This window comes from Orenia sp. (assembly GCF_055140805.1).
The window spans coordinates 1-12359 of sequence record NZ_JBSQYM010000088.1 but is presented as its reverse complement, the minus strand read 5'-3'; the positions used below and the strand labels follow the sequence as shown (position 1 = coordinate 12359).

At 33.9% G+C, this 12359-nt stretch carries 9 protein-coding genes and 3 tRNA genes; 9 read left to right on the top strand and 3 right to left on the bottom strand.

The window, feature by feature from the left end; translation table 11 throughout:
* Nucleotides 1-155: 155 nt before the first annotated feature.
* The 9 genes from uppP to ACTCDL_RS09710 all read left to right on the top strand — a co-directional run bounded on the left by uppP (nt 156) and on the right by ACTCDL_RS09710 (nt 11855).
* Nucleotides 156-923: an undecaprenyl-diphosphatase UppP gene (gene uppP, locus ACTCDL_RS09750; RefSeq protein ID WP_463176148.1), complete on the top strand. Its 768-nt coding sequence runs from the start codon at nt 156-158 to the stop codon at nt 921-923.
* A gap of 109 nt (nt 924-1032) precedes the next feature.
* On the top strand, nt 1033-3471 hold the full coding sequence (locus ACTCDL_RS09745; protein WP_463176146.1) for an FtsK/SpoIIIE family DNA translocase: 2439 nt from the start codon (nt 1033-1035) through the stop codon (nt 3469-3471).
* A gap of 515 nt (nt 3472-3986) precedes the next feature.
* Complete coding sequence (locus tag ACTCDL_RS09740) at nt 3987-4724, top strand: GntR family transcriptional regulator (protein ID WP_463176145.1); 738 nt, start codon at nt 3987-3989, stop codon at nt 4722-4724.
* 100 nt (nt 4725-4824) lie between these two features.
* The gene (locus tag ACTCDL_RS09735) at nt 4825-5985 is read left to right on the top strand and encodes a BMP family lipoprotein (RefSeq protein WP_463176143.1); all 1161 of its coding nucleotides are present in this window, start codon (nt 4825-4827) and stop codon (nt 5983-5985) included.
* A 71-nt stretch (nt 5986-6056) separates the two neighbouring features.
* Nucleotides 6057-7577, top strand: coding sequence for an ABC transporter ATP-binding protein (locus ACTCDL_RS09730; RefSeq protein WP_463176141.1), 1521 nt, complete (start codon nt 6057-6059; stop codon nt 7575-7577).
* Between the two features lie 86 nt (nt 7578-7663).
* Nucleotides 7664-8728 carry an ABC transporter permease gene (locus ACTCDL_RS09725; protein ID WP_463176138.1) on the top strand — a complete coding sequence of 355 codons (1065 nt, stop codon included), beginning with the start codon at nt 7664-7666 and terminating at the stop codon, nt 8726-8728.
* Complete coding sequence (locus ACTCDL_RS09720) at nt 8728-9624, top strand: ABC transporter permease (protein ID WP_463176135.1); 897 nt, start codon at nt 8728-8730, stop codon at nt 9622-9624. Before ACTCDL_RS09725 ends, ACTCDL_RS09720 begins: the two co-directional genes overlap by 1 nt.
* Nucleotides 9625-10005: 381 nt before the next feature.
* Nucleotides 10006-10866, top strand: coding sequence for a helix-turn-helix domain-containing protein (locus tag ACTCDL_RS09715; protein ID WP_463176133.1), 861 nt, complete (start codon nt 10006-10008; stop codon nt 10864-10866).
* Between the two features lie 257 nt (nt 10867-11123).
* Nucleotides 11124-11855: a lysostaphin resistance A-like protein gene (locus tag ACTCDL_RS09710; RefSeq protein WP_463176130.1), complete on the top strand. Its 732-nt coding sequence runs from the start codon at nt 11124-11126 to the stop codon at nt 11853-11855.
* Nucleotides 11856-11912: 57 nt separating this feature from the next.
* On the opposite strand, the gene ACTCDL_RS09705 is transcribed toward ACTCDL_RS09710, so the two are convergent.
* The 3 genes from ACTCDL_RS09705 to ACTCDL_RS09695 all read right to left on the bottom strand — a co-directional run bounded on the left by ACTCDL_RS09705 (nt 11913) and on the right by ACTCDL_RS09695 (nt 12357).
* Nucleotides 11913-11989, bottom strand: a tRNA-Ile gene (locus tag ACTCDL_RS09705).
* A 109-nt stretch (nt 11990-12098) separates the two neighbouring features.
* Nucleotides 12099-12175: transfer RNA gene (locus ACTCDL_RS09700), tRNA-Gly, on the bottom strand.
* Between the two features lie 105 nt (nt 12176-12280).
* Nucleotides 12281-12357, bottom strand: a tRNA-Pro gene (locus ACTCDL_RS09695).
* Nucleotides 12358-12359: the final 2 nt, after the last annotated feature.

The window sequence follows — 12359 nt, the reverse complement described above, 5'->3', positions numbered from 1 at the left end:
TGAAGAGTGAAGAGTGAAGAGTGAAGAGTGAAGAGTGAAGAGTGAAGAGTGAAGAGTGAAGAGTGAAGAGTGAAGAGGTTTTGATAATGATTATTGTTTTACTGGTCACTCGTTACTGGTCACCCGTCACTGTACTTACTAAAGGAGGAAGGTTAATGAATTTATTAAAAATTATTATTTTAGGTATAGTACAAGGAGTGACAGAATTTTTGCCTATCAGTAGTTCAGGGCATCTAGTCATCTTTCAACATTTTTTAGATATCCAGGAGGGGTTAACCCTTGATGTCTTCTTACATTTTGGTACTTTATTAGCAGTAACAGTGGTTTATTGGGATGATATTGTGGGAATGATTACTTTAAAACCTAAGTATAGGAAGTTAACTCTTTATGTCATTTTAGGTTCAATCCCTGCTGGGGTAATTGGTATCTTATTTGAGGATATTTTTGAACAGTTATTTGCTACTTTAAGGGTGGTCGGTTTTGCTTTGCTGATAACAGGTACATTGTTATGGCTATCTGATAGAGTTGGAAAAGAAAGTAGGTATTTAAAGGATTTAAAGATGAGTGATGCTTGGATTGTAGGCTTTGCTCAAGCCTTTGCGATTATTCCTGGTGTTTCCCGTTCGGGCTCTACTATAGTTGCAGGGCTATTTAAAGGGCTAGATAGAAAGTTAGCTGCTAAATACTCTTTTTTATTATCATTACCAGTAATTGGTGGAGCTACTTTACTACAGCTAAAGGATTTAGCCACTGTAGGATTAGCTAATGTTACAGTGATTGAATTGGTTGTAGGAACTCTAGCTTCTGCTATAGCTGGATATTTTTCAATTAAATTATTATTAAAACTGATTAATCAAGAGAAGTTAAGTATATTTGCTTATTATTGTTGGGTTTTAGGTATAAGTGTAATCTTATTTTTCTAATAAGATAAACTGAAATGTGTTTTTTAATTTAATAAATCTGCTCAATTCTAATAATATCAAGGAGGAGATTAGTAAAGTAGAGAGAATTAATTAGCAGAGGTGAAGATTAATGAAGGATACTTTAAAAGAGATTTTAGCTAAAAGGAAGTATGAATTTATTGGGATATTTTTAATCGCAATGGCTTTTTTAAATTGGATTAGTTTTTCTTCTAAGGATACTGGATTAATTGGTAATATATTCAATAAAGGATTGAGATATATTATTGGAAAGGGAATATATGGTTTTCCTTTGCTTTTAATCATTTTAGGGATAACTATGATTTATCGGAGTAAGGCTAAGATTAAATTTACTCCTAGGACTATTGGTACTATAATCATCTTACTAGTTATTCAAACTCTACTTCATATACAAGTAGAACACCCTTTAGAGTTTGAAGCAGCTTTAGAAGGTAAAGGTGGAGGGTTAATAGGTGGAGTAATCCTCTATATATTTAGAAAGTGTTTTGCAGAATATGGTACATATGTTATTTTAGCAGCTTTGACCTTAATTGGGTTATTGTTGATTTGTGATATATTTTTAGTTAATATTCTGATTAAGATTAAGAGTTTATACAAGAGTTTTATATCTTTCTTTGCTAAAAAGAAAGATAAGGCCAAGGCTAAAGCCCAAAGGAAAGCTAAAAAGAAGGCAAAAGAGCAAAAGAAAGCTAAGCAGAGAGAGAAAGCCAAAAATAAGGACAAGTCTAATAAAGCTAAACCTTCTCTTAAAGGTCTATTTAGCTTTTTGAAATTTACAAAGAATAAAAAAGTTAGCAAGGAAGAAGATAATCAAGTTGAGGATGAATTGATTCCAAAAGAGTTAATACAGCAACAAGAAACTTCTGCTAAGGTAATGGATAAACAAGAACTATTCAAAAGTAAGGCTAAAGAAGAGGTTAAACAAGGGATTAAAGAAAGGTCTGAAAATAGGGCAGAGAGAGAGTTTAAGACAGCTACTAAAGAGGTGGCAGTTACTACTGATGCTAAACAAGATAGTAATAGTGAAGAAAAGGTTATTATAGATGAGAAGAATCAACCACGTAAGCGAATTAATAAGAAGCTAGAAGTTAAGCAACAATCAGAACAGAGCTTGGCTACAGGTTGCTATTCTCTACCATCATTAGATTTATTAAATGAAGTAGATAATAGTTCAGTTCAATTTACTAATAAAGCTGATGTTTTACAAGAGACATTAGATAGCTTTGGTGTTAGAGCCCAGATTAAGAATGTTAGCTATGGTCCAACTATTACTCGCTATGAGCTTCAGCCTGCTCCTGGAGTAAAGGTCAGCAAGATATTAGGTTTGGCTGATGATATTGCTTTATCTCTAGCAGCTTCTGATGTTAGAATAGAAGCTCCTATTCCAGGTAAGGCTGCTATAGGAATTGAGATTCCTAATGAGAGCAAGGCGATGGTATCTATTCGAGAGATGCTAGAGTCTGAAGAATTTCAAAATGAAGAATCTAAGCTGACTATGGCTTTAGGTAAGGATATCAGTGGGAGAACCTTAGTAGCAGATTTAGGGGATATGCCCCATATGTTAGTTGCTGGTTCCACAGGATCTGGTAAGAGTGTCTTTGTTAACTGTATTATTAATAGTATCCTTTATAAGGCTACTCCTGATGAGGTTAAGTTTATGTTAATAGATCCTAAGATGGTAGAATTTGCAGCTTATCAGCAGATACCCCATTTAGTAGCTCCAGTAATCAATGATGCTAAGAAGGCTGCTACAGCACTACGATGGGTAGTTCAGGAGATGGAGAATCGTTATGAGCTATTTGCAGGTAGTGGAGCTAGAGGTCTTGATAGTTATAATAAAAAGATAAGCTCAGAAGGAAGCGATCCCTTACCTTATGTGGTGGTAATTATTGATGAGTTAGCTGATTTAATGATGGTTGCAGCTAAAGAAGTAGAGGAAGCAATCTGTCGTCTTGCTCAAAAAGCTAGGGCTGCGGGAATTCATTTGATCCTTGCTACTCAAAGACCATCAGTAGATGTAATTACTGGATTAATTAAAGCAAATATTCCAACAAGGGTCTCTTTCTCTTTATCATCACAGGCAGATTCTAGAACTATTTTAGATACAGGTGGAGCAGAGAAGTTGCTAGGAAAAGGTGATATGCTATTCTCTCCAGTTGGCTCTAATCAACCTAAAAGGTTACAAGGTGCTTTTATCTCTGATAAAGAACTACAACAGGTTGTTAACTTTGTGAGAGATCAAAAGAAACCAGAGTATGCTGAAAAGATAGCTAAGATTAAGGAGAAGAATGTAGAGATTCAACTTGATGATGAGAGAGATGAGTTGTATGAAAAAGCTGTTGAGTTAGTAGTGAAACATCGGGCTTCTATCTCTATGCTACAAAGAAAGTTAAGAATTGGTTATAATCGAGCAGCTAGAATGATTGATAGGATGGAAAAGGATAATATAGTAGGAGAGTATCAAGGGAGTAAAGCCAGAGAGGTCTTAGTTGAAGAGGAAGATTTAAAGAAGATACTTAATAAGAAGTAAATTATAATTTATTTCTTATTAAGTTCTAAGTTTGGAGTTAAATTTAATGGGTATATAGCGACACTTTTAAAATTAGCGTGAGTGTGTGTGTGAGTTTGAGTAAACCCCAATAAAAAGAAGTTTTACACACACTCACACTCATAGCTCACACTCGACACAAAGTGTCGCAATTTCTCCCTACTGTATTATTCTTAAATTATTGAATCTAATAATATAATTTTACTTCAAGCAGGTATAATATATATTAAGTAATAGTATTTTAAATGTGTAAATTTATTTGAACAGATAAGATGCTATGTCAATGTGATAAATTTCAATTCTGAAAAAGGTTTTTTTCTGTTGATGTAAAATTATATAAATAGTTAGGCTAATAGATCTATTAGCCTAACTATTTATTAGAAGTTTTAATTGAATCTATGTAAAAATAATGTTAGAATAAATGCAGTTGTTAGACGTCTATCCATCTTCTGGTAAGTAATAATTTTGAGATTATTCCAGTTTAAGGAGTTGATTAAATGAGCTTAATCAAGAAAGATTCTAGGCCTTTATATATGTTAGTTAAAGAGAAGATTGATGAAAAGATTGAAAATGGGGAGTATAAACCTGGAGATCGCTTACCTTCAGAAGCAAAATTATCAGAGAGTTTTGGGGTTAGTCGGGCCACTTTAAGAGAGGCCTTGAGAGTTTTGGAGAAAGAAGGCAAGGTGAATCGTCAACAAGGGATAGGAACCTTTATTACTGAAAAATTGGCTCTTTTTAAAAGTGGGATTGAAGAACTTAATAGTATTACTCAAACTATTGAAGCAATGGGGCTTAAAGCAGGAACAATCGATTTAGAGTTGAAGATGAATCAACAAGTTGAAGATTTGAATAAAGAATTTGAATTAAATAAAAATGGTAAAATGGTTATTTTACATAGAACTAGAACGGCTGATAATGAGCCAGTAGCCTACTGTGAAGATTATTTGCCCCAAAGGCTATTGCCTAATAATATCAAAGCAAGTGATATCAATATATCTTTGCTTAAATTTTTACAAGAAGAATCTAATATATATATTAGTTATGCAGTAGCAGATATTGTCCCAGTAATAACTGATGAGTTTCTGGCTAACAGGTTGAATTTAAAGATTGGAAATCCAGTATTATTATTAAAACAGATGCATTATGATGATAGGGATAATCCAGTCCTATATTCCAAAAACTATTTTAGAAGTGATAAGTTTGAATTCCATGTTCTAAGAAATAGAGGTTAATGAGCTTAAGTCTGAGTTTAAGTTAAAGTTAAAGTATAAGATTTTATTTTGCTTCAACTTAGACTTAACTATAAATTAAAATTTTGAGGAGGGACATTTAATGTCTAAGAGAAATTTAATATTCTTATCATTAATATTAGCACTTACTTTATTGGTTGGGTGTGCTGGTGGTGGAGAACAACCCCCACAAGATACTTCACAAGAAGATGGTCAAAAAACTGCAAGTGATTTAAAGATTGGAATTGTCCTGTCAAGTGGTGGTAAGGGTGATAAATCTTTTAATGATTCAGCTTTACGTGGACTAGATAGAGCTAAAGAGGAAGGTCTAATTGCTGAGTATAAGTATATTGAGCCAAAGCAGGTAGCTGCTGCTGAAAAGGGATTGAGATTCTTAGCAGAGCAGAACTATGATTTGGTTATTGGTGTAGGATTTATGCAAAAAGATGCGGTAGATAAAGTATCTAAGGAGTTTGCTGATACTAAATTTGCTATCATTGATGATGTTGTAGATAATCCTAATGTAGCTTCTTTAACATTTAAAGAGCATGAAGGTTCATTTTTGGCAGGAGCTTTAGCTGCTTTGTTGACTACTCATGAAGAGATTGAAGGGATTAATAGTGAAGAAGTTGTTGGATTCTTAGGAGGAATGGATGTACCATTAATCCATAAATTTGAATTGGGTTATACTTCTGGAGTAGATTATATTAATGAAACTGAAGGTACTAATGTTAAGGTTAAGATTAACTATACTGGTAGTGATCCTTCAGCCTTTAATGATCCTGCCAAGGGTAAAGAAATTTCACTAGCTCAATATAATGCAGGGGCAGATATTATCTATCATGCTGCAGGGGGAACAGGTATAGGATTATTTGAAGCTGCTGCTCAAACTGGACATTATGCAATTGGTGTTGACTCTGATCAAGATTGGAATCAACCAGGTTATATTTTGACCAGTGTTTTAAAGAGAGTAGATAATGCAGTATTTGCAACAGTTACAGCTATTAAAGAAGGTAACTTTGAAGCTGGGCTTAAAGAATATGGCTTAGAAGAACAAGGTGTTGCTTTGACTCCACTAACAGAAGCTGGAGTTACTGTTAAAGCTGCTCAAAAAGCAGGAGATATTACAGCTGAAGATGTAGCAAAGATTGAAGAATTAAAAGCTAAGATTCCAGCTGATGTTAAAGAGAAGATTGAAGATATTAAAGAGAAGATTATTGCTGGCGAGATTGATGTGCCTAACTATTATGATCAAGCAGAATAATAGAATTTGTTATAAAGTAATTGCTAGGTGAAATCACCTAGCAATTCTTCTAATTATGAGAGGGGGATTTTATGGAAGCAATCTTAGAGATGAAAAGCATTACTAAAGAGTTTCCTGGAGTCTTAGCCAATGATAATGTCAATTTAGATTTAAAAAAGGGAGAGGTTCATGCTCTAGTTGGAGAGAATGGTGCAGGTAAATCTACTTTGATGAGTGTTTTATTTGGAATTTATCAACCTACTAAGGGTAAGATATTCTATAAAGGAGAAGAGCTAAAGATTGATGGTCCAAATGATGCAATTGATTTAGGAATTGGTATGGTGCATCAGCACTTTATGCTGGTTCATACTTTGACCGTTGCTGAAAATATTATCCTAGGCTCTGAGCCCAGTGATAAAGGTAGGCTCAAGTTATCTAATGCTATTGATAAGATTAAAAGTTTATCAGATGAATATGGGTTGAATGTAAATCCTAATGCTAAGATTAAGGATATCCCAGTAGGAATGCAACAAAGAGTTGAGATTTTAAAGGCATTATATCGAGATGCTGAGGTCTTGATTTTGGACGAGCCTACAGCAGTCTTGACTCCTCAAGAGGTAAAAGGTTTATATAAGATAATGGATACCTTAACAGAACAAGGTAAATCTATCATCTTTATTACCCATAAGCTAAAAGAGGTCTTAACAGTATCTGATAGAATCACTGTTTTGAGAAAAGGAAAATCTATTGGGACAGTAAATACTACTGATACTTCAGAAACTCAATTGGCTGAGATGATGGTTGGGCGTAAGGTTATTTTAAAGGTAGAGAAGAAGCCAGCTAACTTTGGTAGTATAAAGGTAGAAGTTAAAGATTTAAAGGTAAGTAATACTAGAGGGATGCTTGCTTTAGATAATGTCTCTTTTGATATTAGAGAAGGTGAGATCTTAGGCGTTGCTGGAGTAGAAGGCAATGGGCAGACTGAGTTAGTAGAGGTATTGACTGGCTTAAGAAAGGCAGATTCAGGTCTTTTCAAGTTAGAAGGTCAGAAGTTATTAAATCAATCAGCCCGGAAGATTAAAGAGGCTAAAGTTGCCCATGTTCCAGAGGATAGACATAAGCATGGACTGGTATTAGACTATTCAATCGAAGATAATTTAATCTTAGGTTATCATTATAAAAAACCCTTTGCTAAGGGTATTAATTTAGACTTTAATTCAATGGCAGAGCATGCTGAAAGGTTGATTCCAGATTATGATATTCGTCCTAGAAATAAGGAAATATTGGCCCGATCCTTATCTGGAGGGAATCAACAGAAGATAATCATTGCTCGCGAGTTTGATATGGGTCCAGAGTTCTTAATTGCTTCCCAACCAACTCGGGGTGTAGATATTGGAGCAATTGAGTTTATCCATAAGAGGATAGTAGAGCAGAGGGATCAAGGAAAAGCAGTTCTATTGGTATCAGCTGAATTATCTGAAATTATGTCACTAAGTGATAGGATTGCTGTGATGTATGAGGGAAGAATTGTAGATATTTTAGATGCTAGTGAAGCTACAGAGGAGAAACTAGGTCTTCTGATGGCAGGGTCAACAGTGAAGAGTGAAGAGTGAAGAGTGAAGAGATTTTGATAATGATTATTGTTTTACTCATACTCGTTACCTGTCACTCATTACTGAACTTAGAAGGAGGGATTTTTATGGCAGAGGATATTAACTTCAAAAATCTATTAAAAGAGATATCAATTCCATTATTAGCTATCTTATCATCTTTTATAATAGGTGCACTGATAGTAATGGCTTCTGGATATGATCCAATAGCAACCTATTCTGCTTTACTGCAAGGTGCTTTTGGTGGTTTAAATAGTATAGCAGATACACTATTAGCAGCTACCCCTTTAATCTTTACAGGATTGGCTGTAGCCTTTGCATTTAGATGTGGGCTCTTTAATATCGGTGGAGAAGGACAGCTGTTAGTAGGAGGCTTAACAGCAGCTTGGGTAGGTACCTTTAAAGGGATTCCAATGATTATTCATCTCCCTTTGACTTTAGTAGCAGCTATGATAGCTGGTGCTTTATGGGTGGCTATTCCTGCTATTTTAAAGGCAAAGTTAGGTGTACATGAGGTTATTACTACAATTATGTTCAATTATATCTCTTATAGTTTAGTTGCATATTTTAGTTTAAAGGTATTAGCCAACCCAGGGAGTATTCAAACTCCTGACATAGAGCCTAGTGCTTATTTGTGGAGGCTTTCTAATGTTTTGGATATACATTCTTACTTTAATATAGGATTTTTGATTGGATTAATTGTTTTATTTGTAATTTACTATTTATTGTGGAAGACTACTATTGGATATGAGATTAGAGCTGTTGGTATTAGCCCTGATGCTGCTGAATATGGAGGAATCAGTGCTGCTAAAAATATAATTTTAGCGATGTTAATTAGTGGTGCTTTAGCAGGATTAGGAGGGGCAGAGAGAGCCATGGGATTATTCCATAATTATCGGAATGGTTTTTCTGCTGAATATGGGTTCACTGGTATTGCTGTAGCATTATTAGGTCGCAACCATCCTTTAGGTGTGTTATTTGCAGCTTTATTATTTGGAGCATTATTTAATGGTCAGGATTATATGAATATGTTAGCAGGGGTTCCTGTTGATTTGGTCACTATTTTACAAGCAGTTATTATCTTGTTTGTAGCTGCCGATTTATTATTTAGAAGGGTGTTAGCACTTAAACCAGAAGGGAGGAAGGGTGAATAATGGAAATCTTTCAACAGATTTTTAATCTAGAGACCTTCAGTTCTACTTTGAGAATGGCAATTCCTTTGATGGTAGCTGCTATTGGTGGTATGTTCTCTGAAAGGTCTGGGGTAGTAAATATTGCCTTAGAAGGAATGATGTTAGCTGGAGCTTTTGTAGCGGTGGTGGCTAGTTATTTTACAGGAAGTGCTTGGTTAGGATTATTAGCAGCAGTCATTTTTGGTGGTCTATTTGCTCTAATCCATGCTGTAGTCAGTATTAGATACCATGCTGATCAGGTTGTTAGTGGGGTAGCTTTGAACTTATTGGCTGCTGGTGGAACAGTCTTCTTATTAAATATTTTATTCAATACGTCAGGAACCTCTCCTTCTGTAAATGCTTTACCTTATTGGGGACCTTTTAAACCTACTGTTTATCTAGGACTATTGATAGTGCTTATCTCTCATTATGTCTTATTTTATACACCTTTTGGTCTACGAGTAAGAGCCGTAGGAGAGCATCCACATGCTGCTGATTCTGTGGGGATTGATGTAGAGAAGATTAGATATGTTTGTGTTATCTTAAGTGGTATGTTAGCTGGTTTTGCTGGTGCTCATTTGTCTATTGGAGTATTAAGTATCTTTAGAGAAGGAATGACTGCTGGACGTGGTTTTATTGCTTTAGCAGCCTTGATCTTTGGTAAATGGTATCCCTTTGGAGCTATGGGAGCTAGTTTGTTATTTGGTTTCTTTCAGGCCATTGAGATTAGATTACAGGGGATAGAGGCCATTGGTATTCCTGCCGAATTTATACAGACTATTCCTTATATTTTAACGATAATTGCATTGGCAGGAGTTATTGGTAGAGCTACTCCTCCAGCTGCCAGTGGAGAGCCTTTTGAAAAGGGTAAAAGATAAATATAGTGCTATTATTTTTGATGAATTTGAGGACTCCTTTTTAGGAGTCTTTTTTCTACTTAGATATATACTGATAAAGGCTTCATATTAACAGTTACAAGCAATAATAAAAGAGTAAAATAGTTTTTACAATGTATCCTAAACAAATTCTTAAAGCTTAAAATATTACGTAAGGTTGCTAGATTAATTCAAATTATTCTTTATATTCTATATATCAAGATTAATTATAATTTGTTTTTAAATTTTTATATAGAATATAAAAATACGATAGTTAATTATTAATTTTATTAAAAGTTAATATATCATTTTACTAATTTAAAGGGATTTAAGGTTAGGATGTCGAATTGTTAAAATGACTGTAAAGGAGGGAGAACTTTAATAATGATAGAAATTTTGACAAAACTTAAAGAACGAAGAGAAGAGTTAGGTATTGGTTTAAAGCAGGCTGAAGAAGAGACTAGAATCAGAATAGATTATTTAAGAGCTATTGAGGAAGGTGATTTTGAGTATATTGAAGCAGAGGTCTATGTAAGAGGTTTTTTGAAGGTTTATTCAGGTTATTTAGGTTTAGATACTAAAGAAGTATTAGAAGCATATAAGAAGTTACAAGAGCCTGAGATAAATGAAGAAGAGATAATCAAAAAAGAGGCCTTTAAAGAGAAATTATTAAAATATTTTGATGAGCACCAAAATATTTTAATGATTAGTTGCTTAAGTGGAATTGTTTTATTGGTTATTTGTATGCTTATCTTTGGAGGGTTTAAATTATATGATCTGTTTGAGCCTAGTAGTGTGGATAATAGTTCTCCTTCTATTGAGAGTAATCAGATAAAAGAAGAGGTTAAGGCAGTAGATAATCAAGAAATAAGAGTGGATGAAAGAATTAAGCTAAATCAAGAAAAGGCTACAATGGAGATTAAAGAGAATACTATTCAGAAAGATAGTCAAGAAGAGATTGATAAGAAAAATAATGCTAAAATAGATAATAAACAAGCTATAGCCGATAAGATAACTATTCAAGTTGAAACGGTAGATAAAAGTTGGTATTCAGTCGAAGTAGATGGTAAAGTTATCTTTAAGGGGATTGTTGCTAGTAATAATAAGAAAACATTTTCAGGCAGGAAAATCAAAGTTAAGATTGGCAATGGGGCTGGTGTTAGGATAATTAAGGATAATAAGGTTATGGGTCCTTTTGGTTTTAAAGGTGAAGTTATAGTTAAGCAGTTCTCTGTTGATGAATAGGTATTTTGACAATAGTGACTTAAAGTGGTTAAAATTTTTTAACCTTAATGTTAGTATAAGATGAAATATAATTATTATTTGATTTTTAGTAGTATCTTTGACCATTAAATTTCTTTAAGTAATAATAGGTGATTTTTTAGAATAATATCTCATTAAGGGTTAGTTACTTCTAAGTAATTATAGTTTTTTAAATTGATTATGATAAAGGTCTTTTAATCAAGTACCTATTGTTATATTATAGGAAGGGCGGTTGTTTTATGGTAGATAGGGAGAGTACTGCTTGGAATTTATATGATATCATCTTGATACTAATTTTGACCTTTATACTTACATCTGTAATCTTTCTAATTATAGAGTCGGTAATTGGTTATTTAGTTATTAATGATTTTATATTATCTATTAGAATCTTAATTTTGAACTTTGTTCAAGCTATACTATTAGGTGGGTTGACCCTGTCAGTTTTAAAGGTAAAATATGGATTGTCTTTAAAGGATGTAGGATTTAATCTAAGTAATTTAGGAAGTATTCTTAGGTATGGAATTATAGGTGGAATCTTAATCTGTTTATTAATAACCCTCTTAAATAATTTTATTTATCTTATTATTGATAGCTTTTGGGGAATAGAACCTCCTGAGCAGCAGGTTATTCAAAACTTGCTAGAATCAGAGAGTAATTTATTATTTTTTTTAAATGGAGTTCTAATTGTAGTAGTAGCTCCTATTACCGAAGAAATCTTTTTTAGAGGATTTATATATCCTTATTGCAAGAGTAAAATGGGAAAGTGGAAGGGGATTTTATTAAGTGCTTCATTATTTGCTTTGGCACATGGGAGTATTTGGCTTTTTTTACCCACTTTTTTAGGTGGGGTAATTTTAGCCAATATCTATGAAAAGACCAAGTCCATTTATTCTTGTATGTTGGCCCATGGTGTTTGGAATATGATAATTGTTTCTTTGCTTTATTTTATCTGGAAGACTAATTTGATTTAATAATAGACACAAAAAAATCCTGGTTATCTACCAGGTCTTTTTTATACCTATTATTTTTGGTGGACCTGGGAGGATTTGAACCTCCGACCTATCGGTTATGAGCCGAGTGCTCTGACCAACTGAGCTACAGGTCCAGATTTATAGTTGACAGTGTACGGTGTACAGTTTACAGTTGAAAAGGATTTTAAGAACTTAAAGGTTTTGAACTTAACTGTCAATTGTCAACTGTTAACTGGTTTAAAATGGAGCGGGAAACCAGATTCGAACTGGCGACACCCAGCTTGGAAGGCTGGTGCTCTAGCCAACTGAGCTACTCCCGCATAAGATTAGTTGACAGTGTACAGTTTACAGTTAAAAAACCTTAAGAACTTAAAATAATTAATCTTAACTGTCAACAGTCAACTGTTAACCGTTAACTGATTTATTGGTCGGAGCAGCAGGATTTGAACCTGCGACCCCCTGGTCCCAAACCAGGTGCGCTACCAAACTGCGCCATGCTCCGCT